General features: G+C 56.6%; 26 protein-coding genes and 1 other RNA gene. 22 read left to right on the forward strand and 5 right to left on the reverse strand.

Annotation, left to right across the window (positions count from 1 at the left end; all coding sequences use genetic code 11):
* Positions 1 to 385: 385 nt before the first annotated feature.
* The 17 genes from dtd (at position 386) to rsmA (ending at position 13,480) form a co-directional block, all read left to right on the forward strand.
* On the forward strand, positions 386 to 838 hold the full coding sequence (gene dtd, locus PGY33_RS06245; protein WP_117492555.1) for a D-aminoacyl-tRNA deacylase: 453 nt from the start codon (positions 386 to 388) through the stop codon (positions 836 to 838).
* 104 nt (positions 839 to 942) lie between these two features.
* Positions 943 to 1,575, forward strand: a complete 633-nt coding sequence (locus PGY33_RS06250) for an MBL fold metallo-hydrolase (RefSeq protein ID WP_270477766.1) — start codon at positions 943 to 945, stop codon at positions 1,573 to 1,575.
* Complete coding sequence (hemZ, locus tag PGY33_RS06255) at positions 1,572 to 3,041, forward strand: coproporphyrinogen dehydrogenase HemZ (RefSeq protein WP_270477769.1); 1,470 nt, start codon at positions 1,572 to 1,574, stop codon at positions 3,039 to 3,041. Before PGY33_RS06250 ends, hemZ begins: the two co-directional genes overlap by 4 nt.
* A 46-nt stretch (positions 3,042 to 3,087) precedes the next feature.
* Positions 3,088 to 4,011, forward strand: coding sequence for a uridine kinase family protein (locus PGY33_RS06260; RefSeq protein ID WP_270477771.1), 924 nt, complete (start codon positions 3,088 to 3,090; stop codon positions 4,009 to 4,011).
* A 170-nt stretch (positions 4,012 to 4,181) separates the two neighbouring features.
* Positions 4,182 to 4,574: a zinc ribbon domain-containing protein gene (locus tag PGY33_RS06265; protein ID WP_117751371.1), complete on the forward strand. Its 393-nt coding sequence runs from the start codon at positions 4,182 to 4,184 to the stop codon at positions 4,572 to 4,574.
* A gap of 84 nt (positions 4,575 to 4,658) precedes the next feature.
* Complete coding sequence (locus tag PGY33_RS06270) at positions 4,659 to 6,284, forward strand: putative polysaccharide biosynthesis protein (protein WP_270477773.1); 1,626 nt, start codon at positions 4,659 to 4,661, stop codon at positions 6,282 to 6,284.
* A 15-nt stretch (positions 6,285 to 6,299) separates the two neighbouring features.
* Positions 6,300 to 7,097, forward strand: coding sequence for a nucleoside triphosphate pyrophosphohydrolase (mazG, locus tag PGY33_RS06275; protein ID WP_270477775.1), 798 nt, complete (start codon positions 6,300 to 6,302; stop codon positions 7,095 to 7,097).
* An 11-nt stretch (positions 7,098 to 7,108) separates the two neighbouring features.
* The gene (locus PGY33_RS06280) at positions 7,109 to 7,390 is read left to right on the forward strand and encodes an HU family DNA-binding protein (protein WP_270477777.1); all 282 of its coding nucleotides are present in this window, start codon (positions 7,109 to 7,111) and stop codon (positions 7,388 to 7,390) included.
* Positions 7,387 to 7,626: an RNA-binding S4 domain-containing protein gene (locus PGY33_RS06285; protein WP_116704678.1), complete on the forward strand. Its 240-nt coding sequence runs from the start codon at positions 7,387 to 7,389 to the stop codon at positions 7,624 to 7,626. The genes PGY33_RS06280 and PGY33_RS06285 overlap by 4 nt, the downstream gene beginning before the upstream one ends.
* Before the next feature lie 74 nt (positions 7,627 to 7,700).
* The gene (gene yabP, locus PGY33_RS06290; RefSeq protein ID WP_110435242.1) at positions 7,701 to 7,985 is read left to right on the forward strand and encodes a sporulation protein YabP; all 285 of its coding nucleotides are present in this window, start codon (positions 7,701 to 7,703) and stop codon (positions 7,983 to 7,985) included.
* A 6-nt stretch (positions 7,986 to 7,991) separates the two neighbouring features.
* A complete protein-coding gene (gene yabQ / locus PGY33_RS06295; RefSeq protein ID WP_270477781.1) occupies positions 7,992 to 8,450 on the forward strand; it encodes a spore cortex biosynthesis protein YabQ in 459 nt (152 codons plus the stop codon).
* A gap of 46 nt (positions 8,451 to 8,496) precedes the next feature.
* Positions 8,497 to 8,778 carry an FtsB family cell division protein gene (locus PGY33_RS06300; RefSeq protein ID WP_110435240.1) on the forward strand — a complete coding sequence of 94 codons (282 nt, stop codon included), beginning with the start codon at positions 8,497 to 8,499 and terminating at the stop codon, positions 8,776 to 8,778.
* Between the two features lie 33 nt (positions 8,779 to 8,811).
* A complete protein-coding gene (locus PGY33_RS06305) occupies positions 8,812 to 9,276 on the forward strand; it encodes a S1 RNA-binding domain-containing protein (RefSeq protein WP_110435239.1) in 465 nt (154 codons plus the stop codon).
* A gap of 358 nt (positions 9,277 to 9,634) precedes the next feature.
* On the forward strand, positions 9,635 to 10,807 hold the full coding sequence (locus tag PGY33_RS06310; RefSeq protein ID WP_118478264.1) for an amidohydrolase: 1,173 nt from the start codon (positions 9,635 to 9,637) through the stop codon (positions 10,805 to 10,807).
* Entirely contained in the window at positions 10,804 to 11,646 is an 843-nt protein-coding gene (locus PGY33_RS06315; RefSeq protein WP_110435236.1) for a fumarate hydratase, read from the forward strand. The genes PGY33_RS06310 and PGY33_RS06315 overlap by 4 nt, the downstream gene beginning before the upstream one ends.
* 195 nt (positions 11,647 to 11,841) lie before the next feature.
* Complete coding sequence (gene hpf, locus PGY33_RS06320) at positions 11,842 to 12,369, forward strand: ribosome hibernation-promoting factor, HPF/YfiA family (protein ID WP_118359735.1); 528 nt, start codon at positions 11,842 to 11,844, stop codon at positions 12,367 to 12,369.
* 247 nt (positions 12,370 to 12,616) lie between these two features.
* On the forward strand, positions 12,617 to 13,480 hold the full coding sequence (gene rsmA / locus PGY33_RS06325; RefSeq protein WP_270477782.1) for a 16S rRNA (adenine(1518)-N(6)/adenine(1519)-N(6))-dimethyltransferase RsmA: 864 nt from the start codon (positions 12,617 to 12,619) through the stop codon (positions 13,478 to 13,480).
* A gap of 272 nt (positions 13,481 to 13,752) precedes the next feature.
* Here the strand turns inward: rsmA and PGY33_RS06330 are convergent, their stop codons facing one another.
* The 5 genes from PGY33_RS06330 to PGY33_RS06350 all read right to left on the reverse strand — a co-directional run bounded on the left by PGY33_RS06330 (position 13,753) and on the right by PGY33_RS06350 (position 17,962).
* The gene (locus tag PGY33_RS06330; RefSeq protein WP_116704675.1) at positions 13,753 to 14,184 is read right to left on the reverse strand and encodes an Lrp/AsnC family transcriptional regulator; all 432 of its coding nucleotides are present in this window, start codon (positions 14,182 to 14,184) and stop codon (positions 13,753 to 13,755) included.
* Positions 14,185 to 14,323: 139 nt separating this feature from the next.
* Positions 14,324 to 14,737, reverse strand: coding sequence for a hypothetical protein (locus PGY33_RS06335; protein WP_270477784.1), 414 nt, complete (start codon positions 14,735 to 14,737; stop codon positions 14,324 to 14,326).
* A 67-nt stretch (positions 14,738 to 14,804) separates the two neighbouring features.
* Entirely contained in the window at positions 14,805 to 16,820 is a 2,016-nt protein-coding gene (locus PGY33_RS06340) for a YgiQ family radical SAM protein (protein ID WP_270477786.1), read from the reverse strand.
* Positions 16,821 to 17,227: 407 nt separating this feature from the next.
* Positions 17,228 to 17,473: an IreB family regulatory phosphoprotein gene (locus tag PGY33_RS06345; protein ID WP_110435230.1), complete on the reverse strand. Its 246-nt coding sequence runs from the start codon at positions 17,471 to 17,473 to the stop codon at positions 17,228 to 17,230.
* Between the two features lie 159 nt (positions 17,474 to 17,632).
* Entirely contained in the window at positions 17,633 to 17,962 is a 330-nt protein-coding gene (locus tag PGY33_RS06350; protein WP_118478272.1) for a BofC C-terminal domain-containing protein, read from the reverse strand.
* A 349-nt stretch (positions 17,963 to 18,311) separates the two neighbouring features.
* Here PGY33_RS06350 and PGY33_RS06355 point away from each other — a divergent pair, with 349 nt between their 5' ends.
* From PGY33_RS06355 to recR, 5 genes are all read left to right on the forward strand, one after another.
* Positions 18,312 to 20,702, forward strand: a complete 2,391-nt coding sequence (locus tag PGY33_RS06355; RefSeq protein WP_118478274.1) for a transglycosylase domain-containing protein — start codon at positions 18,312 to 18,314, stop codon at positions 20,700 to 20,702.
* A gap of 55 nt (positions 20,703 to 20,757) precedes the next feature.
* An RNA gene (gene ffs / locus PGY33_RS06360) (signal recognition particle sRNA large type) lies at positions 20,758 to 21,024 on the forward strand.
* A 373-nt stretch (positions 21,025 to 21,397) separates the two neighbouring features.
* Entirely contained in the window at positions 21,398 to 23,023 is a 1,626-nt protein-coding gene (gene dnaX, locus PGY33_RS06365; protein ID WP_270477788.1) for a DNA polymerase III subunit gamma/tau, read from the forward strand.
* Positions 23,024 to 23,037: 14 nt separating this feature from the next.
* Positions 23,038 to 23,391, forward strand: a complete 354-nt coding sequence (locus tag PGY33_RS06370) for a YbaB/EbfC family nucleoid-associated protein (protein ID WP_110435226.1) — start codon at positions 23,038 to 23,040, stop codon at positions 23,389 to 23,391.
* Positions 23,391 to 23,990, forward strand: a complete 600-nt coding sequence (recR, locus tag PGY33_RS06375) for a recombination mediator RecR (protein WP_110435225.1) — start codon at positions 23,391 to 23,393, stop codon at positions 23,988 to 23,990. The genes PGY33_RS06370 and recR overlap by 1 nt, the downstream gene beginning before the upstream one ends.
* Positions 23,991 to 24,127 lie beyond the last annotated feature (137 nt).

Genomic DNA, 24,127 nt, shown 5'->3' on the forward strand with positions numbered 1-24,127 from the left:
AGGGGAGGCATTGGCTGGTGTAGAAGGTTTACAAAGGCTCGATGGGTCATCGAGCCCCACGATGTATCTAACTGGTATCATCAAAGGAGTTGCGCGGCACTGCTATGCCGCACCCAGCGTAGACCCCAATTGGATGTAGCAGTACGGTATCCGAAATGCGAATAAGTGGATACCATGCGGAAGAAAAAATCCTCTGCCGTTCCTTTCCTGCTTGCGAAGTCTACCATCTGCACTCAGGGTATCCCAAAAAGGAAACGGGAGTCCCAAGAGGGTAGAAACCATTGGTGTCTACCCTTTTGGAACCCCAGCCAAGGTTTGGCACCCATTCCAAATCAAAAAAATCAACAGATTAAATTCAAAACTTACTACGAAAAGAGGAAAAATAATGCGGGCACTGGTTCAGCGCGTCTCCCACGCGTCGGTGACGATCGACGGCAGGATTCACGGACAGATCGGACAGGGCTTCCTTGTCCTGCTCGGCATCACAGACGGTGATACCGTGGACGATGCGGTTTATCTGGCCGATAAAACAGTTAAAATGCGTGTATTCACGGACGAAAACGACAAAATGAACCGCTCACTCGCGGATGTCGGCGGCGGTCTGCTCATCGTGTCGCAGTTCACGCTCTACGGTGACTGCCGCAAGGGCAACCGCCCGAGCTTCACGAGCGCTGCCCGTCCGGAGACCGCCATCCCGCTGTATGAAGCATTCATCGCGCGCTGCCGCGAGAGCGGCCTGCCGGTCGAGACCGGCGAGTTCGGCGCGGATATGAAGGTTGACCTGCTCAATGACGGACCGGTCACCTTATGGATGGACACCAAAGATATGCGGAAATAATTGGTGATGAGTAATTGAGGTATCGCGCACAACGCGATGATTAAAATGGCAGCGAAGCTGCCCACCGCAATTCCTAACCACTGATTTCCTGAAAGGATATTACTATGAAATTGTTGCAGCTTTGTGTGGGCATGGTCCGCACGAATTGTTACATTGTATATGACGAAGCAACCCGCAAAGCCGCGGTGATCGATCCGGGCGACAACGCCAAGTCGATCCTGCATGCGGTAAACGAGGAACAGCTGAATGTCAGATATGTGCTGCTGACGCACGCGCATTTTGACCACATTTTGGCGGCGCACGAGGTGCTCGAAGCGACCGGCGCACAGTATGTTGTGCCGGAGAAGGACACCTGGCTGCTGAGCCGCGACAACATGGGTCAGTTCCGCGGGCTGGCGCGCAATTATGTGCAGGATACGCCGGATATTCTGGCGAATGAGGGCACCGAGGTGACGTTCGGCGGTATGACCGCGACCTACATGGCAACGCCCGGTCACACGCCCGGCTCGTCCGTCATCAGGATCGGTGACTGCCTGTTCACCGGCGATACGCTGTTCCGTCACGAGTGCGGCCGCTGCGACCTTGAGGGCGGCGATTTCTCTGCCATGCTGCGCTCTTTGAAGCGTCTGCATGACCTTGACGGCGATTACAAGGTATTCCCCGGCCATGAGGGCATTTCTACGCTGAACGAGGAACGCGCATACAATCCATATATGCTGCAGGCGATGGGAAAATGATCTATACACTGGAAAATCACGAACTGAAACACGCGGTAGAGGAAATGCTGTTTCATCTGCTGCCGACTGAAACGCTGAGCAGGGCAGATTCGGTCGAGCAGCTTACCGAGCCGTACTGCCGCAGCATTTTGACTGAGGAGAACGGCGAAGCCGCCGCGCGTGCGATCGTCTGCATGGACGGTGTAACGCACGAGGCGGAAAAGCACGCGTCCGTCGCCGGACTGGCAACGCTGGACTACAAGCGCACCATCACCGAACTGGTGAAAACGACCGTGTACGACGCGGCCGTGCCGTTTCTGCCGCAGGCCCCGGTCTGGGGCAGCCTGACCGGCGTTCGTCCGGCCAAGCTGGCGCGCGGCATGATCGAGCGCGGCATGACGCGCGGCGAGGCGGCGATCGAGCTGCGCGAGCACTTTCACGTTTCGCCCGAGCGCACGGCGCTGACCATCCGCGCGGCCGCAACCGCGATGGAGATGGACAAGACCATCGGTGAGAACGATATTTCGCTGTACGTCGGTATTCCGTTCTGTCCGTCGAGGTGCTATTACTGCTCGTTCGTATCGGCAACCACAGCGCAGTCGGGTAAACTCATCGAGCCGTATCTGGACACGCTCTGCCGCGAGATCGAGGAGACAGCCGCGCTCGTCCGCGCAGCGGGCAAGCAGGTGCAGAGCGTCTACATCGGCGGCGGCACACCGACCACGCTGGACGAACATCAGCTGGCACGGCTGCTGTCGGCGCTCGAAAATCACTTTGATTTTTCACATTTGCGCGAATATACTGTAGAAGCGGGCCGTCCGGATACCATCACACCGGAAAAGCTGCGCGTGCTCAAAAGCGCGGGCGTTGGCCGCGTAAGCATCAACCCGCAGAGCATGAATGACGCCGTTCTGGCCGCAATCGGCAGAAAACACGGCTCGGCAGACGTGCTCCGCGCGTTTGACGAGGCACGGCAGGCGGGTTTTGACGAGATCAACATGGACCTCATCGCGGGTCTGACCGGCGACACCGCCGAGACTTTTGCACAGACTGTGGATACTTTGCTGCATCTTTCGCCGGAGAATATCACGGTGCATACGCTCGCCATCAAGCGCGGCGCTGATCTGACCGATAAGGCGGCTGCCGCTGCACAGCGCGAGACCGTTTCTCAAATGCTGGACGGTGCCGCGCATGCACTGCAGAACGCAGGCTACGGCCCGTATTATCTCTACCGGCAGAAATTTATGGCAGGCGGCTTCGAGAACGTCGGCTGGTGCAAGCCGGGCACCGAATGCTTCTACAACGTGAGCATGATGGAGGAGCTGCAGACCATTCTGTCGCTCGGTGCAGGCGGTGTTTCCAAGCGTGTCGTGCGCGAGACCGGCTGGATTGAGCGCGCGAACAATCCCAAATATCCGCTTGAGTACATTCAGGCGGCGGACAGATTGGCCAACGGCAAGAAAAAGCTGCTGTTCCCCAAGAAATGATCAGGATAGGGAAATGAGTGAGTAATTCCGTAAGAAGGGACTGGCTATGGCAGAATACACACTGAAATACATCAATCACCGTGCCGAATGCGACGCGGAAGCCTTTGTGAACGACTGCGAGGATCATTATCATCGTCAGCTGCATCTGGTGGCTGACCAGATCGCCGCGAACTGCAAGCGCAAGCCGGTCGTGCTGCTCAACGGCCCGTCCTCATCGGGCAAGACCACCACGAACGACCGTCTGGGCCGCATTCTCGAGCTGGCGGGCATTCACGCGCACATGATCTCGATGGACGACTATTACCGTACCTCGGGCACCTACGACATTCCGTTTGACGAGGAAAACGGCGTCAATGACCTCGAAAGTCCGGAGTGCATGGATCTGGATCTGCTCCGCGACCACCTGACGCGTCTGGTGGCAGGCGAGGAAATCATGGTGCCGCGCTTCGACTTTGAAACGCGTACCTCGCATCGCAACGACCGTCCGGTGCAGCTGCATAAGGACGAAATTGTGATGATCGAGGGCATTCACGCGTTCAATCCGGTCATCATGGGCGATCTGGAGAAGCATGCGACAAGCGTCTATCTTTCGGTGGCGAGTGTGCTGTTTACGGACCGCAACGTCCGCGTTGAGCCGCACATGCTGCGCTTTCTGCGCCGCGCCATGCGCGACAGCCTGTTCCGCAGCTCGCCGGTGGAGTACACCTTAAAGCAGTGGAACTCGGTGCGGAGAGGCGAGAGACTGTATATTTCGCCGTACCGCGGGCAGGCTGATCTTACGGTGGACACCTATCTGCCGTATGAGACCAACATCCTCATGCAGTACCTGAGCGAAAAGCTGCAGGTCGAGGAAAAAATGCTCGAGCAGGCCGACCTTGCACCGCTCAGCGCGATTCTGGATAAGGTTTCGCCGATCGACTACAAGCCGTATATGCCGGAGGATTCGGTTCTGCATGAGTTTATCGGCTGAAAAGTGTCCGGATTATTGCTTTTTGGCAGGGTATGAAGTATAATGGCAATACCACATAATTGAAACTGCGGCGTTTTGCGGAAATTTTCCCGCAAATCGCCCTTGTTCCATTACGCAATATTACCATGAGACCGGAAACGGAGACATTCCGTCGGAAGGAGCGACAAGCTATGGATATGAAAATGCAGGCGTTTCTCGATAAGGTAAAGGACATGGCGGATAAGACCGGCAAGGTCTCCCGTCATGCGGCAGGCGTAGCCGGTAAAAAGGCGAACGACCTTGCACTGGCGACCCGCATCAACCTGCAGATTTTCGATCTGAACACCGAGTGCGAAGCACTGTACAAGGAAATCGGCAAGCTGGTGTACGATCTGCACCGCGGTGCAGAGGTCACCAACGAGGAAATGGACGAAAAGATGGCGCAGGTCGATGCTAAGCAGGAAAAGCTGGCCGCGCTGCGCGACAAGCTGGCGGAAATGCGCTCGGTAACGGCGTGCCCGCACTGCGGCAAACCGTGCGGCAAGGATGACGCATATTGCTCGTCCTGCGGTGCAGAGCTGTAACATAATACGGTTTGATGCATCATATTGTAATATCGGGCAAGGGCAGCTATGCCCATTCTGATCAAAGGAAGGGGCGTACGGCGTTTGCAGCGTAAAAAACAGAATTTCATTCAGGGTGCGTTCATTTTGATGCTGGCCAGTCTGCTGGTCAAGGTGATTGGCGCATTCTTCCAGATACCGCTGCTCAACATGATCGGCGGCAAGGATTCGCCTGCGTTCGGCATGTTCAGCGCGGCGTACCGCGTGTACACGGCGATGCTGATGATCTCGACCGTCGGTGTTCCGGCGGCGCTGGCGAAAATGGTCGCAGAGGCCACAGCCCGCGGCAGAGAACATGAGGTGCGGCGCACCGTCCGTGTGGCGGGAAGCATTTTCATTCCGCTCGGCGCGATCTGCGCGGTCGTGCTGTTCCTCGGCGCGGGCACGTTTGCATCCTGGATCAAGAGCGCGGATTCCCGGCTGGCGGTTATGGCCATCGCACCGAGTGTGCTGATGGTTGCTGTTCTGGCGGTGTTCCGCGGCTATTATCAGGGCCGCTCGAACATGGTGCCGACGGCGGTTTCGCAGGTGATCGAGTCACTCGGCAAGCTGTTTATCGGTCTTGGGCTGGCGTATTACGCGGTTCAGCATAACTTTTCCGATCAGGCAGTCGCGGCAATGACCGTCCTCGGCGTTACCATCGGCGAGGTGGCTGCCGCTGTTTACATGCTCATTCAAGGTGCGATCACGCATCGCAGCAGCTCGGCGGTGCACACGCTGGACGACAGCGTGCGTCCGGCGGGCCAGCTGGCGAAAACGCTGCTCAGTCTGTCCATCCCGATCACGATCAGCTCAGCGGTTATGAGCCTGACCGACCTGATCGACGTGGCGCTGATTTCCACGCGTCTGCAAAGTCCGGCGGTCGGCATGACGGCAAGAGAAGCAATGTCTACCTACGGCATTTACACCGGTCAGGCCATCAACTTCTTCAACCTGCCGCAGACGCTCATCACCGCACTGGCGGTCAGCGTGCTACCGACTATCGCAAGCGCACGCGCAGCGGGCAACCATGCCAAGGTTTCCAAAACACTGGGTACCACGCTGCGTATGACGGTTATCATCACCCTGCCGGCCGGCGCGGGCTTCATCATGCTCGCCGGACCGATCCTGCGCATGCTGTACTCGCAGGGCACGGAGCTTGGCGGTGTGCTGATGGGTCTGCTCGGCTTTGCCGTACCGGCGGCGGCACTTGTGGCTGTCACCAACTCGACGCTGCAGGCGTTCGGCCGTATTGACCTGCCGCTTGTCTCGATGTTTGCGGGCGCGGTTGTCAAAATGCTAGGTGACTATTTTCTCATCGGCAATCCGGCGCTGAATATCATGGGTGCGCCCATCAGTACGGCGCTCTGCTACTGGCTGATCGCGGTCATCAACCTGTTCCACATCAGGCGTTTGACGGGCTCGCTGCCGCCGATCGGAAAAACGGTCTGCCGTCCGCTGGCGGCCACCATCGGCATGGGTGCGGCGATTTTCATTGTGCAGCGCGTACTGAACGGTGCGTTGAACGCGGCGCCCGGAACCATGCCTGACAAGCTGATCACGCTCGCGTGCATCGGCGTGGCGGTTGTCGTGTATGCCGTTCTGCTGCTCGCGCTCGGTGCAGTCGAGCGGGATGATGTTCTGCTGCTGCCCAAGGGCGAGAAAATCGCAGATATTTTACATCTAAAGTAATCAGGAAGTGCAAAAATGGTTGATTTTGAAATAAAGGATTGTTACAAGTTCGATGATCTGCTCCGCATTATGGAAATCCTGCGTGCGCCGGACGGCTGCATGTGGGACCGTGAGCAGGATCATCATTCTATCCGCCGCAACTTCATCGAGGAGACCTACGAGGTCTGCGAAGCCATTGACGACGAGGACACCGAGCATATGAAGGAAGAGCTTGGCGATGTTCTGCTGCAGGTGGTATTTCACACCCAGATGGAGAAGGAAAAGGGCACATTCGACATCGACGATGTGGCGGACGGCATCTGTAAAAAGCTGATCTTCCGTCACCCGCATATCTTCGGCAATGTCGAGGTCGCCTCGTCCGAGGAGGTCCTCAGGAACTGGGATGACCTCAAGCGCAAGGAGAAGCATCAGGAGACCGATACGCAGGCGCTTGAAAGCGTAGCAAAGAGCCTGCCGAGTCTGATCCGTGCAGAAAAGCTGCAGAAGAAGGCGGCAAAGGTCGGCTTTGACTGGGATAACGTGAAGGATGCACTTGACAAGGTGCAGGAGGAGCTTGACGAGGTCCGCCGTGCCATCGACGGCGACGGCGATCCGGAGGAGGAGCTTGGCGACCTGCTGTTCGCGTCCGTCAACGTGGCACGTCACCTGAAGATCGATCCGGAGGCTGCCGCCGAAAAGACCTGCAACAAGTTTGTCAGCCGCTTTGCGGAGATGGAGCGTCAGGCGACTGCCGCAGGCAAAAAGCTGGCTGACCTGTCCCTTTCCGAACTGGATGCACTGTGGGACAGCGCAAAGCACGAGGAACACGCATAAGGAGCAAAACCATGAAGAAAAGCGAACTGGTGACGCTGGTCGCAGAAAAGACCGGCTTTTCCAAGAAGGACACCGAAAAGACGATCGACACCGTGTTTACCGCCATTGCGGATATCATGGCAGCCGGTGACAGGCTGCAGATCAGCGGCTTCGGCACGTTTGAGACCAAGGAGCGCGCAGCACGCACGGGACACAATCCGCGTACCGGCGAGGAGATCAATATTGCAGCGGCGACCATGCCGGCGTTCAAGCCGGGCAAAGTTTTGAAGGATAAGGTAGACGGAAACAAGTGAGATTAGACAAGTATTTGAAGGTATCCCGCCTGATCAAGCGCCGCACGGTGGCGAATGATGCATGCGATGCAGCGCGCATCACGGTCAACGGCAAGCCGGCCAAGGCTTCATATCAGGTGAAGATCGGCGACGTGATCGAGATCGCATTCGGTCAGCGCACGATGAAGGTGGAAGTGCTGAATATCGCGGAGCATACGCTCAAAGCAGATGCGTCCGCGCTGTATAAAGAACTGTAAACCGAACATAACGTATCCCGCTCTCGCATATATTGCAGAGCGGGATACTTTTTTGCAGTCAGGAGGGGAGTTATATGGCACAGGAGGAACGAAGCCGTGAAATGCCGCACAGTGTCATTCTGGAGGGGAGAGAGAAGCTGACCATTTCCGGTGTGACCGATGTGCACAGCTTTGATGAGGAACAGGTGCTGCTCGAAACCGTGCGGGGCATGCTGGTCGTGCGCGGTCAGGGACTGCATGTAGAGCGGCTGCAGCTGGAGGCCGGAGAGCTGATCATTCAGGGTGAGATCGGCCTGCTTGAGTACGACGACAGCGTGCAGCCGCGCGACAGCCTGTTCCGGCGGATATTCGGCGGGTGAGCGGCCATGCCGGTGTTTACGAACAGCCAGCAGGTCACGCTCGTGCTGCAAAGCCTGCTGCTCGGTGTCGGGATCGGGGCGGTGTATGACATACTGCGGGCACTGCGTCTGCATTTCCGGTGCGGATGGGCAGGGGTGGCGCTGCTCGATACGCTGTTCTGGGCGATCGTGCTGGCGGCCTTATTCGAGTTCGGGCTGATCGCGGCCGCCGGTCAGCCGCGCGGCTTTGTGCTCTTAACGGCGGCAGGCGGCGTGGAATTGTACCTTGCAGCACTGAGTGAAACCATGCTGGAAGTGCTTATGAGGCTCCTGCAGGTGCTTGCGAAGCTGAGACGCGCCGTATACGGCCTGCGGGTGCACTGTCAAACGGTGGTAAAACAGCGGTGCAGTTCGGTAAAAATTCGGTTTTTGACGAAAAAATTTAAAAAAGACTCTTTTCTTTTTCGCAGAAAAGGTATAAAATAAAACCTGTATCAGTCTGACGCGCAAGCAAACGATATGAGGTGAGCAGATGACAAGGCGCACGCGGATGATCCTTATCAGGGCAGCGGTAGTGGTGTTTCTGCTTTACGCGGTCGTCAATGTGGTAAACCTGCGCACGCAGATCAAGAGCAAGCGGGATGAACTCGCGTCTCTGACGTTGCGGGTGGAGGAATATCAGAAGGCGAACGAGACGCTCCGGCAGGAAATGCAAAGCGGCATTTCCGAGGAGGATATCGGAGAGATGGCGCGGACAGAACTGGGCTATGCGGAACCGGGCGAGCGTATTTTTGTAGATACGTCCAGCCGGTAAAAGGGAAATAATAACGGAGGCAAAACAGCTTATATGGATTTGGCAGTGGGAGCAATCGTAGAGGGCAAGGTAACCGGCATCACCAAGTTTGGTGCATTCGTTGCGCTGCCCGAAGGCAAGTCGGGTATGGTGCATATTTCGGAGGTCGCTTCGACTTTCGTAAATGACATCAAGGATTTCCTGCAGGAGGGCCAGCAGGTCAAGGTAAAGATCATCAATATTGATCAGGCAGGCCGTATCAATCTGTCGATCAAGAAGGCGCAGCCGCAGGAGCCGCGTCAGCCGAGACAGGAGCGCCGTGAGGGCGGCTTTGCGCCGCGTCAGCCGCGTTTCCAGCGTTCGTCCGCACCGCGCGGACGTGTGCAGCAGGCACCGAAGGACCCGTCCACGATGAGCTTTGAGGATAAGCTGAAGGCGTTTATGTCGGACAGCGAAAGCCGTCAGGCCGATGTGCGCCACGCAACCGATCGAAAGAACGGTTCGCGCCGCCGCAGATAAAGAAGAAAACCGAGGGAAACCTCGGTTTTGCTTTTATATGCCGGTGCACGAAGCGTCGGCAGGGCTTTTCGGCACTGGCTGTCCGGTGCGCATGAACTGCGTAAGCGTGTTCGCCCCTGACGGGCGGTGCGTTTTTCGCTGAGATTCAGCGGGAGTTTGCCTGCCCGGCATAGCTTGTGCTGAAAAAGCAATGAAATCCTGCTTTTATGCAAAAAAACGCGCTCTTCCTTGCGAAAGAGCGCCAAAAGTAGGATTGTGGGGATAAAGATATGAACGGTGCATGGCGGCTTTCCCAACCGCCATGATAAATATACCATAAATTACCACACTTGTCAACAGTTTTTGGAAGAGGTTTTCCATGAATCAAACACTGATCAAAAATATCAATATTTGGACGATGGATGAGCGTGATTCCCGCTTTTTTGGCTGGATTCTGCTTGAAAACGGCAGAATTGCCTCGATGGGCGAGGGCGAAGCGCCGGACTGCGAAAGCGTCATTGACGGCGAGGGCGGCGTGCTGACACCCGGCCTGATTGACATTCATTCGCACATCGGTCTGTACGAGGACGGCCTCGGCTTTGAGGGCGCGGACGGCAACGAGGATACCGATCCGGCGACGCCGCATCTGCGTGCACTGGACGGCGTCAATCCGTTTGACCGCAGCTTCCGCGAGGCACTTGAGGCCGGTGTGACGGCTGCCGCAGTCAGCCCGGGCAGCGCAAACCCCATCGGCGGACAGATTGCGTTGCTCAAGACGGCAGGCCGCCGTGTGGACGACATGATTCTTAAGGCGCCGCTTGCGATCAAGTTCGCGCTGGGTGAGAACCCGAAGTCGGTCTATCACGACAAGGACGAAACGCCGGTCACGCGCATGGCAACCGCGGGCATCATCCGCGAGGAGCTGTACAAGGCGAAGGAGTATTTCTCGCGCAAGGCGCGTGCGGAGAATGACCCGGACCAGGACGAGCCGGATTTCGACATCAAGATGGAAGCGCTGCAGCCGCTTCTCTGGGGCAAGGCTGAGGCACATTTTCACGCGCACCGTGCGGATGACATTTTCACCGCGCTGCGTATTGCGAAGGAGTTCGGTCTGCGGGCGGTTATCATTCACGGCACGGAGGCGCATCTTGTGGCCGACCTGCTGGCCGAGGAGCACGTTCCGGTGGTCAGCGGTCCGTACATGACCGACCGTTCCAAGCCGGAGATCCGCAACCTGTCGGATGCCGCGCCCGGACTGCTGTGCAAGGCCGGAATCGAAACCGCCATTACGGTCGATCACCCGGAAATTCCGCTGCGGCTGCTGCCGATGGCGCTTATGCTGGCGGTGCGCGCGGGTATGGATAAAACGGATGCGCTACGCGCTGTCACTTCGGTACCCGCGAAAATTGCGGGCATGCAGGACAGAATCGGCAGCCTGAAAACCGGTCTGGATGCAGACTGTGTGCTGTGGAGCGGGGACCCGTTGGATATCGCAACTCAGGTGCAGGCTGTTTTTGTAAACGGCGCACCGGAATATAGGAGGACAAAATGAGGACGATTGAGGTTTCGGAAGTAACCAAGCTGGTGCGTCAGCTGTGCATTGATGCCAACTACTATCTGCCCGCAGATCTGCGGCAGGCGTTCGTGGATGGTCAGAACGCGGAGGAGTCTCCGCTCGGCAAGACCATCTTCGGTGAAATGATCGCCAACTGCGACCTTGCACGCGAGAACAACGTGCCGGTCTGTCAGGATACGGGCATGGCGATCGTGTTCGCGGAGATCGGTCAGGACGTGCATCTGACCGGCGGCTCGTTCGAGGATGCAGTCACCGAGGGTGTTCGCCGCGGCTACATTGACGGCTATCTGCGCCTGTCGGTGGTCGGTGATCCGCTGCGCCGCGAAAACACCAACGACAACACGCCGTGTATCCTGTACACCTCGGTCGTTCCGGGTGACAAGGTGAAGATCACGGTTGCACCGAAGGGCTTCGGCTCGGAGAATATGACCCAGATGAAGATGTTCACGCCTGCCGCTACCAAGGCGCAGATTGTGGATTTTATCGCGGATGCGTGCATCCATGCGGGTTCCAACCCGTGCCCGCCGATCGTTATCGGCGTCGGTCTGGGCGGCACGAGCGATAAGGCGGCATATCTCGCCAAGCGTGCGCTGCTGCGTCCGGTCGATCAGCACAACGCCGATCCGCTGTACGCCGAGATGGAGCAGCAGATTCTCGATAAGGTCAACGCATCCGGTGTCGGCCCGCAGGGACTCGGCGGCACGGTTACCGCTCTTGCCTGCGCCATTGAGCCGTTCGGCACGCATATCGCCGGTCTGCCGTGCGTGGTTAATATTTCCTGCCATGTTACCCGTCACGCAGAGGGCGAGCTGTAAGCAACCTTGACAAGAGATTGTAAAACATCTTGGGGAATGTGCTGAACAAATTGTGAACTTCTGAAAAATTGTTGGACAAGTTGCATAGGTTGTGCTATACTGAAGATAGCAAAAACCCAATACCGTTTCCGTCACACCACGGCGGCCGCGGATAAAGCCATCAAAGGCGGTTTACGCCTGTTAGGAGATGATTTTATGAAGTTCACTATCGTCGAAAGAAAAATCAAGATCGAGGACGAGCTGCGCCAGTACGCACTGCGTAAGGTAGAAAAGCTGGATCGCTACTTCCAGCAGGATTCGGATACCACGCTTACATTCAGCGAGCTGCGCGGCAAGCAGACGGTCGAGATCACGGTGCGTCAGGTTGGTCTGGTTGTCCGCGCCGAGGAAACGACGACTGATATGTATGCTTCCGTAGACGGTGCCATCAGCAGTATCGAGCGCCAGATCCGCAAGCATAAGACCCGTCTGGAGAAGCGCCTGCGTGAGGGTGCATTCGACAAGATGGCAGAGCAGAAGGCTGCACTGACCGAGGAGGATTTCGATGTAGTACGCCGCAAGCGCTTCGACGTAAAGCCGATGAGCGTGGACGAGGCTATCTTGCAGATGAACCTGCTTGACCACCAGTTCTACTTCTTCCGCAACGCCGACAACGACAATATCCACGCCGTTGTTTACAAGCGTGCGGCAGGCGGTTACGGTCTGATCGAGGGCGAGGAATAATTCGTTGAAAAGCACGCTTTTCAACGAGTAGAATATGCCGAACAATGTTCGGACATATCCAAAGAGAAAATCAGCGCGTCGCTATGCAGCACACTGATTTCCTCACTTGTATAAAAACCGTGATACATGCTCCCGGTTTTTATGGATTTTATAAATAAAATCCGATTAAAAATGCACTGCGTGCAAAATACATAAAAGAGCCGGCGGCATATGCCGCCGGCTTTTTTGAGCCACAGGGAGAAAATAAATGAATTTATGTGATATTGAGACAATTCGAGCGGTTCTGGGCCGTCATGGCTTCCATTTTTCCAAATCGCTCGGACAGAACTTTCTGACGGACGAAAGCGTGCCGCGCCGCATCGCGGAGATGAGCGGTGTTGCCGAGTGCGGAAACGCGGTTGAGGTCGGCCCGGGCATGGGCTGCCTGTCGGCGGAGCTGTGCCGGCGTGCGGATAAGGTCGTAGCGGTCGAGCTGGACCGTGCGCTCATGCCGGTTCTGGCAGAGACGCTCGCGGATTACGATAACTTCGAGGTCGTGCACGGCGATGTGCTCGAAACCGACCTTGCCGCGCTCTGCAGGGAGAAATTCGGTGACGGAAAGGCGATCGCGTGCGCCAATCTGCCGTATTACATCACCACACCGGCGATTACGGCGCTGCTCGAGAGCGGCGAGTTCGAGCAGGTGACGGTCATGGTACAGAAGGAGGTCGCGCAGCGCATCTGCGCAGAGCCGGGCACGGCGGCGTACTCGGCGTTCTCGATTTATGTGCAGTACCACGCCAAGGCGGAAATCCTGTTTGATGTTCCGGCGGACTGCTTTGTGCCCAAGCCCAAGGTGGATTCGGCGGTGCTCAAGCTCGTGCCGCTCGACAAGCCGGCGGTTGAGACTAAGGACGAGAAGCTGTTTTTCGCCCTTGTGCGCGCAGCGTTCAATATGCGCCGTAAGACGCTCGTGAACGCGCTCGGTCCGGTGCTCGGCTCGTCGATGAGCAAGGAGGAGATCACCGCACTCGTAGAAGCAGCCGGTCTGGATGCCCGCGTTCGCGGTGAACGGCTGAGCCTTGCAGAGTATGCGAAACTGGCAGATCTCGCGGCGGAAAAGCTGCAGTAAATTTTGATTTGTGGGTTTAATCAACCTGTACAGGCTATCGTAGGGGCGGACCGGTGTGTCCGCCCTTTTCCGTGGTGGGCGATCGGTCAGATTAGGGCGCACACATTAGTGCGCCCCTGCGGAACGTGTGCCGTTGGTGTTCATTGGTGCAAACCGGAGAGAAACGGCGGGATGACCCCATCCCGCCGTTTACCGGCTATACCTAATGGAATACTCAAACCTACCCCCACCCTGTGGATAAAAGAAATAAGCCTGCACACGCAGGCTTTTTCTCATACCACAATGGCTCTCGGCGGCACCGGCGAGGAAAACACGATCTGTGTTTCGGTCTTGCCGAATTTCTGCAGACGTCCGATAAAGCCGTCCAGCTCCTGCGTCGAGGCGAACGACACCTTGATCAGCATGGAGTAGTTGCCGGTCACGCAGTTGCACTCGAGCACATTCGAGCACGCAGCAATGAATGGATAAAATTCCTCTTTCTGGGTGGGCTGCATATCCAGATGAATGTACGCGAGAATGTGATGGCCAAGCTGCAGCGGGTCCAGATCGAGCGTATACGCACGAATAACACCCTGTTTTTCCAGCCGCTCAATACGCGCGGAAACCGCAGGGGAGGAAAGGCGAACCTCACCTGCAAGGGCCTTGATGGGGGTGCGGGCATTCTTCTGCAGCAGCCGCAAGAGCTTCAGATCAATTTCGTCCATGGGGCAAATAGCCCTCCTTATCCTAAAAATAAAAACAGGAGTCCGACCCGCCTTCGCGGGACGAACTCCTTTGTTCACTGTTTATTATAAAGCACGACCGGGTTGTTGTCAAATAAAATAAGGCTTCAAACAAAAGTTTTTATACATCCGAGTCGGTGATAGGCTTGAACACGATCCACTGGTTATCAATCAGCACCTCGATATGGTCGTCTATGCGTTGATAGCCGTAGCCCGTGCCGAAGTTGGACTGGCCGTTCTCGGTGGGCGCGTCCGTGCCGTTCGCCGTCTGCGAGGTGATCTCGCCGTCCATGTTGCCGCAGCGGCCATCGACCGTGCTGACCTCACCGGTAGACTGATACAGCGTGTTATCCACCATCACCATCATGGGTGCATCTGCGACCGGTTTCTGCTCGGTGGTATCCGGCAGGGCAGCTGCGTCATCCGTGCTCTGGCTGCCGATTTCTGCTTCCGTGGTTTTCGGCTCGGCATTGCCGCAGCCGGTCAGCAGCAGCGCCAGAAGTGCAAGAAGCATTGCTAAAGTACGTTTTGTCATAAAAAACACCGCCTTTCGTAACTCTGATAGTATAGACGAAAGACGGCGTAAAAAGTTCCGTATAAAATTATTTTTTCTTTTTCGGTTTTGCCCAGCCGGTTTTTTTACCCTGATTCGGCTTGCTCTGAGCCGGACGCGAAGCCGGACGTTTGCCGTTCGGTGTACTGTGCTTGCCGTTATTAGGCGCAGAATGACGGCGGTCGTTATTCTGCTGTCTGCCGCCGTTGGACACGCCGTGGCGGCTGACGCTGTGCTGCTTGCTGCCCGGCATGCGCTGGTCGCTGCCTCTGCCCGGACGAATGAGACATTCCCTGCCAAAGCCGATGAGATCCTCACGGTGCGCCTTTTTGAGCGCGGCAATGACGATCGGGCGCTTGTCCGGTCGGCGCCACTGCAGCAGCGCACGCTGCATGGCCTTGTCCTCGGGCGTTTTTGCCACGAAAACCGGCTTCATGGTGCGCGGATCAATCTCGGTGTAGTACATCGCGGTGGACAGCGTACCCGGCGTGGGATAAAAATCCTGCACCTGCTCGGGCATGTAGCCGACGCGGTTGAGGTACTGCGCGAGCATGATGGCGTCATCAAGCGTTGCACCCGGATGCGAGCTCATCAGATAGGGCACAAGATACTGCTTGCGGCCCAGCTTTTCGTTGATGCGGGCATACCGCTCGCGGAACTGCTCGTACACCTTGAAGGACGGCTTGCCCATATAGTACAGGGCGTTGTCGCTCATGTGCTCCGGCGCGACCTTCAGCTGACCGGAGATGTGGTGCTCGACCAGTTCGCGGAAGAACGCATCGTTCTTCTCGGCCATCATGTAGTCGTAGCGCAGACCGGAGCGGACGAACACCTTCTTGACACCCTCGATGTGGCGCAGCTCACGCAGCAGTTCGAGGTAATCCGTGTGGTCGGCCTCGATGTTCTGACAGGTGGTGGGGAACAGGCAGCGCTTGTCCTTGCAGCAGCCGAATTTCTCCTGTTTTTTGCAGGCCGGAAAGCGAAAATTCGCGGTCGGGCCGCCGACATCGTGGATGTATCCCTTAAATCCGGGCATCTGCGTGATCTTTTTCGCTTCTTCGATCACGCTCTCGTGGCTGCGTACCTGAATGTACCGTCCCTGATGGAACGCGAGCGCGCAGAAGTTGCACGCGCCGAAGCAGCCGCGGTTGTGGATGATGGAGAACTGCACCTCCTGAATGGCAGGTACGCCGCCGAGCGCCTCATACGACGGATGATAGTTACGCATGTACGGCAGCGCGTAAACATGGTCCATCTCCTCCGTGGTCAGCGGCTTTGCGGGCGGGTTCTGCACAAGGATGCGCTTGCCGTGCCGCTGGAGAATCGCCTTGCCGCGCACGGCATCCTGTTCGTCGTACTGGATTTTGACCGAACGGGCGTAGTCCGGCTTGCTGGCGCAGACATCCTCGTACGAGGGACATTCGACCGCATCATACTCCAGATCGTCCGTATCATGCACCATATAGGCCGTGCCGCGGACTCCCTTGCACGCGTCTGCGCCCTTTTTGCCGTGCTTGAGGTTGTTTGCCAGCTCAACGACCGAGTGCTCGCTCATGCCGAACATCACGCCATCCGCGCCGGTGGATTCCAGAATGGACGGCATAACACGGTCAGCCCAGTAATCATAGTGTGCAAATCGGCGCAGACTGGCTTCAATGCCGCCGAGATAGACCGGCGTTTCCGGGAAGGCGCGCCGCGCAAGCATGGAATAGACGGTTACCGCACGGTCCGGCCGCTTGCCGCCCACACCGCCCGGCGTGTACGCATCGTCCGAACGGCGCTTTTTCGCCGAGGTGTAGTGCGCGACCATCGAGTCGATGTTGCCGCCGTTGATGAGCACCGCATAGCGCGGACGGCCCATTTCGAGAAAATCGTGCTCATCGTGGAAATCCGGCTGGCTGAGGATAGCGACCTTGTAGCCTGCATCCTCCAGCACGCGTGAAATGATCGCCGTGCCGAACGACGGATGATCGACGTACGCATCGCCGGTGACGATCAGAAAATCGCAGTAATACCATCCGCGGTCGGTCATATCTTGTTTGGAAATAGGGAGAAAACCGTTCATATATACCTCTTTGGCTTTACAAGGTGAAAATTATAGGTTACAATAAAAATACGGGTAATCCGGCAAAAGATGTTGAAGACGGTTGACCATACTCCCTGAAGGGAGGTGGTATTGTGGATCAGATTCTGCAGATTATTACATTGATCATTCTGCTTGAAATCGTTAAAACCATAAAAAAATAACCGTCCTCGGCCAAAGGTAACGGTTATTTTTTCAACAAAATAATTGAACCCAGGTCAACCGTCTTCTGCCGGATTGCCCTTTTCTATCTATAAGTATAGCAAATCTGCGGTAAAAGTCAAGCCGCAGAGAACGGAAATGTTTTGCAAAATAAAAAATAACCGTCCTCGCCAAAGGTAACGGTTATTTTTTTTCGCAAATAAGGTATACGGTTATTCTGCAAAAACTCAGTTATCCAGATAGAACTGAACCAGCTCCTGCATGAGTTCGTCGCGGTCGATCTTGCAGATCAGGCTGCGGGCATTGTTGTGGTTGGTTATGTAAGTCGGGTCCTCAGAGAGAAGATAGCCGACGATCTGGTTGATCGGGTTGTAGCCTTTCTCCTTGAGCGCGTCATACACAGTGGTAAGCGTGCGCTTCATCTCCTTGTTGGACTCGTCTACCAGACTGAATTTTCTCGTTCCGTCAAGCATATTTGGTTCTCCTTTCCGATCCTACCTGTCGGTGTTTATCGTTACTTAAAGCATAATACAAAAAGCGGAAAAAGTAAAGCCTTATCCGCGCAAAACTCGCATGAAAACTTTTTCCGCCTGTGGCATACACTGTATGGCGATGGAAAAGGAGACGGTGTTTTACGAGCTGTAATTTTCCAGCAGCCGCGCCAGCTCCTCTGCATTATCGAGTGTAATGCCGTCCGCAAGCGCTTGCTGCTCGGCGGATGGCAGCGTGCGCGTGTCGATGCCTGTGCGCAGGACCGAGCCGTCGCTCTGCCGGATGACAAGCCGGTCGTTTGCGCTCTGCACCGTATAGGTAATCGATGCGCTCGCCGGAACGGCCGGCGAAGCCAGAAGCGCACGTCCGGCCAGAACCAGACTGATCATTGCTGCAAGACATGCCAGCGCGGCGAGCTGTGTGCGCCGCCGCGCCTGCTGCATAGCAAGCAGATAAAAACCCTGCATCATAGTCAAAACTCCTTCACTCAGTGGGACTTGCTTTGAGTATTCCCACAAAAATACGGTCTATTCTAAAAGCAGCGTAAAAAATGTTTGGAATTTGCAAAGTCCTGTGGTATAATGCTATCAGAGTGCCTATTACCTCGGCAGTAAGCTGCCGGAAGAAAATCGGCACAGGCAGCTATTGTACAATTCATTTAGCCTTATAAGACGGTAATACCGATGAATTTTACGGTATTGCCAACAATACACGGTGTTTCAAAAAAACAAGACCGTGTGCGGGAACAAATAGGACGTGTTCTTCGTCTTACCCGACAGGACCCTGCGGTGCATATCGTGGGGCAAGGAGGAAAACAAATTGGCAACTGGCAATCAAAAAGGAACGGGAATCGGACATCTGTTCTCCCGCATACTGATTACACTGGTATTGATCGGCGTGCTGTGCGGCTGCTTCTGCGGCATTGCGTTTGCGATGTATGTGCACATCTATATCAATCCGTCCGCGAAGGAAACTGCGGTGGAGATCAGCAAGGGACTGGGTCTGAATCTGAATTCATTCATTTATGCTAAGGAATCGGATTCCGATGAATACAAGCTGTACGAAACCATCAAGGGCAAGGAAAACCGTGAATGGGTGGACAGCGACAAGATTCCGGATACCCTCAAGAACGCAGTCGTTGCAATCGAGGACGAGCGCTTTTACAAGCACCACGGTGTAGACTGGGTGCGCACGATCGGTGCGGTCAAGGGCTGGCTGCTCGGCGGCACGCAGTACGGCGGCTCCACGATAACGCAGCAGCTGATCAAAAACATCACGGCTGATAACGATTACTCGGTAAAGCGCAAGGTAAACGAGATTTTCCGCGCGTTTGCACTCGAGAAAGAGATTGACGACAAGGACCGTATTCTGGTCATGTACCTGAACACGATCTATCTGGGCTACAACAGCTACGGTGTGCAGACTGCGGCGATGCAGTACTTTGACAAGGATGTATCGCAGCTGGATCTGGCAGAATCCGCCGTGCTGGCAGGTCTTACCAACAACCCGTCGATTTACGACGTTTATAACCATCCCGAAAAGGTAAAGAAGCGTCAGGAGACCATCCTTGCACAGATGCTCGATCAGAAGATGATCTCGCAGGAGGAGTACGAGGCTGCCGTAGCAGAGGAGCTTAACTACCGCCCCTACGAGGAGTATCAGCAGGAGATCAAGTCCACCTACAGCTACTTCACCGATGAAGTTATCAAGGACGTGATCAACGACCTGATGACCGAAAAGGGATATTCCCGTCTGGTTGCGGAGAACATGGTTTACTCCGGCGGCCTGAACATCTATGCGACCATCGACACCAAGGTGCAGAATGCACTTGATGAGGTCTGGGCTAACGCAGATAATTTCCCGAACACCGAAAAGTACGGTGAAATTCCGCAGAGCGCCATGGTCATCACGGACAAGCAGGGCAATATCGTTGGTATTGCCGGCGGCCGCGGTGAAAAGACCAGCAGCCGCGGTTTCTCCTATGCGTCTGACGCACGCCGTCAGCCGGGTTCTTCGCTCAAGCCGCTCTCGGCTTACGGACCGGCGATGGATAACGGCATCGTCACGCCGGACAGCACGATTTATGATCGTGCGCTCATGGAGGATGAAGAGGGCAATCCGTGGCCGATGAACGACGGCAAATATCCGACCGGCCGTCAGCTGACCATTAAGGAGGGCATGACCCGTTCGCTCAATACGGTCTCTGCACAGCTTCTCAAAACGCTGACACCGCAGGTATCGTTTAACTTTTTGACCCAGCAGCTTGGCTTTAAGCTGGTAGACAGCCGCACCAACGAGGACGGTACCGTGCAGTCGGATATCGATCTTGCACCGCTGGCGCTTGGCGCACTGACGGACGGTGTTACCGTTCGTGAGATGGCGGGCGGTTTCTCGACCTTCATCAATGATGGCGTTTGCGGCGGTACCCGCACCTACACCAAGGTGACGGACAGCGAAGGCAACACCGTAATGGAGAATACACCCAACACGGATAAGGGCTTTACCAATGTCCGCACGGATTATTATATGCTCGACTGTCTGCAGAACGTTACCGCACACGGTACCGCCTACGGCATTCAGCTTGACGGTGTAGAAACCGGCGGCAAGACCGGTACGACCACCTCCAATACCGATATCTGGTTCTGCGGCATCACGCCGAAGTATTCCGGTGCGGTATGGGTAGGCTACGAGCATAACTACCGTCTGGACGGCCTGTACGGTCGCAATGCGGCGAATATCTGGCTGGCTGTTATGCAGAAGGTGCATGCAGGTGATTCCGGTCTGGTATTTGACTCGCATCCGCAGGATTTCGAGGAAGTCACCTACTGTATGGATACCGGTCTGCTGGCATCCGGCGCGTGCCGCGCTGCGGGACGTGCTGCAACCGGCCGATTCTGGAAGGGCAAGGTTCCGACCGAGACCTGCAGTCATCAGAATATCGAAAACAAGTATGATTTCGAGAGCATGGGCGTAGATAATTATTACTACGACGATGAAGAAGATGACAGCAATTCGGACAGCAGCTCTTCGGATACCAACACCGGCAATGAGGATTCCGGTGACGGCGGATCGTATGACAGCGGCGACAGCGGCGATTCCGGTGACGACAGCGGCGACGGCGGTGACAGCGGAGACGATTCGGGCGACAGCGGCGATTCCGGCGGCGACAGCGGAGACAGCGGCGACAGCTCGGAGGATCCGGAAGCATAAAGCCGAATTGTTCGGCACAAACTGAAAACTGAAAATCGTTCAGCGCCGCACAAGGCCGCACAAGTCGGGGCGTTAGCGGTGCCTTGAACCCGCAATCCGCTTCAGCGGGGACTATGCGGGTAACAAGGAGCACGCATGCGGCGAGGCAGCCACTCACAGGGCGATGAGGGACCGGTACTGCGCAACGGAGGACTGTGAACCATGTCAGGCGGGGAACCGAGCAGCATTAAGCAGAAACCATCGTGTGCCGCAGATCTGCCGATTCTGAGCCCGAAATGCGGAAAGGCAGCCGGGTGTGTGTATTCGAATTACCTGTGTGCGGTCTTGTGGGGCGCTGAACGATTCTCGATCGAAACCACGCTTTCGATCGAAGGGGATATGCCGAGCCTGCGGCTCGGACAAATCCCGGCGGGACAAAAGTTCCTTCCGATGGTCGAAACTTTTGCTCCGTCTTGTATAAAAACCCACGCACATGTCGCGGGTTTTTATGAATCTTACGGCACGGCCGTAAGATTCGATTGAATGCCGCCGTGAAGCGGCGGAGGTCGATGGCTCGGATTTTTGAAACAAAATCCTGTCATGCGGGTACGGTTTGCAAGCAAACCGGTATTGAATGGCGGACAAAGTCCGCGAGAGGACGCTTTGAGGCGGGCTTACGCCCGCCTCTTTATTTTATTGAGGGGAGGATTTTCGTAATGTATCAGGCTTTATACCGCAAATGGCGGCCGCAGACGTTTGCGGATGTGATCGGGCAGCAGCATATTACGGACACGCTGCGCGCGCAGCTGCAGTCCGGACGTTTGAGCCATGCATATCTGTTTACAGGCACGCGCGGCACCGGCAAGACCACCTGTGCGAAGATCCTCGCGCGCGCAGTCAACTGCGAGCATCCGGTGAACGGCGATCCGTGCAACGAGTGTGCGGCGTGCCGCGGCATTCTGGACGGCTCGGTGCTGGACGTGACCGAGATTGATGCGGCGTCCAACAACGGCGTGGACAACATCCGCGACCTGCGCGATGAGACGCGCTACACGCCTGCACAGGTCCGCAAGCGCGTGTTCATCATCGACGAGGTACACATGCTGTCCATCGGTGCGTTCAATGCGCTGCTCAAAACACTCGAGGAGCCGCCGGAGCACGTTCTGTTCATTCTGGCTACCACCGAGCTGCACAAGGTACCTGCGACCATTCTGTCGCGCTGTCAGCGGTTCGATTTCCGCCGGATCGGTGCGGAGGATATTGCCCGCCGGCTGCTGGATGTTGCGGCAGGTGAGGGCATTGAGCTGACCGAAGGTGCGGCACGCCTGATCGCCCGGCTGGCGGACGGCGCCATGCGAGACGCGCTTTCCATGCTCGACCGTGCGGCGGCAGCCGGTGCGGTGGACGAGAAAACGGTCACGGCGGCGCTCGGCGTCATGGGTCAGGACGATGGCATTCGCCTGGCCGAGCACCTGAAAACCGGTGATCTGGCGGCGGCAGTCGGCCTGCTGGACGAATATTACAACGCAGGCCGTGATCTGGCCTCGGTGTACGACCAGATGCTTGGCCTGATCCGCGATGCACTGCTGGTCAAGACCAGCAAGACCGACGTTTCCGCACTCATTTCTCCCGCGTACAGCGTAAAGACGCTGCAGGCGCTGTGCGACGGTCTGGCGTCGTCCACGCTCATCGCGTGGAGCCGCATTATCAGCGATTCGCTCGACCACATGCGCACGGCAGCCAATCGCCGCGTTGAGGCTGAGCTGTGCGCGGTGCGGCTGTGCAGTCTGGGGGCTGACAGCTATGACACGCTCGGCGGGCGCGTAGAAGCGCTCGAGGAAAAGCTGAAGAACGGTGTTCCGGTACAGATGATGCCCGCAGCAGCAGCGCAGCAGGCAGGCGATGTGCCGCCTCCGCCGTGTGACGATGATGCACCGCCGCTTCCGGGTGACGAGGATGCGCCTGACTGGGCGCGAGAGGAAGACGGGACTGCAGACACGCCTAAGCAGGAAGTGATGCTGTGGAGCCAGTGGCAGCCGCTGCTCGAAGCGCTGACCGGCAAGATCAACATCGGCGCACACACCAATATCAAGCTGAGCGCGAAAGGCGTGCTCGAGGACAACGCGCTCGTCATTCTCTGCGAGGACAAAATGACGGCCATTCTCGCGGCAAAGGAGCCGACCATTTCGGTCATCCGGGAGCAGGCGGCTAAGCTGAACGGCGCACCCATCAAGGTCAAGGTGCGCGAAGCGGGCGAGGAGCTTGGTGTAAAAAAAAATATCGCAGTCGATGAACTGATCGACCGCGCTAAATCAATGGATATTCAAGTGAAACAGCTTTAAGGAGGACATTTATTATGGCAAAGGGTAAGGGTTTCGGCGGCTTCGGCGGCGGCATGAACATGCAGGCGATGATGAAGCAGGCACAGAAGATGCAGGAGAGCATGCTCAAGGCGCAGGAGGAGATCGCGCAGATGGAATCCACCGGCACGGCAGGCGGTGGCATGGTTACCGCGACTGTAACCGGCACTTCCACGCTTAAGAGCATTGAGATCAAGCCGGACGTTGTTGATCCGGACGACATCGACATGCTGCAGGATCTGGTCGTTGCAGCGGTCAACGAGGCGCTCAAGGCGGCTTCCGACAAGTCGCAGAGCCAGATGTCCGCGATTACGGGCGGCATTGGCGGCGGTCTGGGCGGTCTGCTGTAATGGAGCTTTTTGCACCGCCGGTCGAACGGCTGATCGAGGAGTTTGCAAAGCTTCCGGGCATTGGCCAGAAGACCGCACAGCGGCTGGCGTTTCATGTGCTCGACCTGCCGAAAGAGGATGCCGAGCGGTTTGCGGATGCCATCCGTGAAGCAAAAGCCAAGACGTTCACCTGCAAGCGCTGTCAGAATCTGACGGACAGCGAGATCTGTCCGATCTGTTCGGACAAGACGCGCAACCAGAAGGTGATCTGCGTGGTGGCAGAGCCGCGCGACGTAATCGCGTTCGAGCGCACGAAGGAGTACAAGGGTCTGTATCATGTGCTGCACGGCACGCTGTCTCCGATGGGGCACGTCGGACCGGACGACATCCGTATCCGCGAGCTGGTCAAGCGCGTGGCGGAGGAGGAGACCGAGGAGGTTATCCTCGCCACCAATCCGGACACCGAGGGCGAAGCCACGGCGATGTACATTTCGCGGCTGCTGCAGCCGTTCGGCATCAAGATTACGCGGCTGGCGTATGGTATTCCGGTTGGCGGGCATCTGGAGTTTGTTGATGAGGTGACGCTGACCCGTGCACTGGAGGGTCGAAAGGAGCTGTGATGGCTCCTTTGCATCCTTATGGGCGGTTCGGCTGAATCGAATCGGTGCAGCTGGTCCAGCTGGGTGGTCCAAAAGGATAGACACCAAGGTTTGCCCGTAGGCCACTAAACCTTGTTCCCGCGCCGTGCGCGGATTAA

This window comes from Butyricicoccus sp. AF18-9LB (assembly GCF_027684505.1).
Classification (GTDB): Bacteria; Bacillota; Clostridia; order Oscillospirales; family Butyricicoccaceae; genus Agathobaculum; species Agathobaculum butyriciproducens.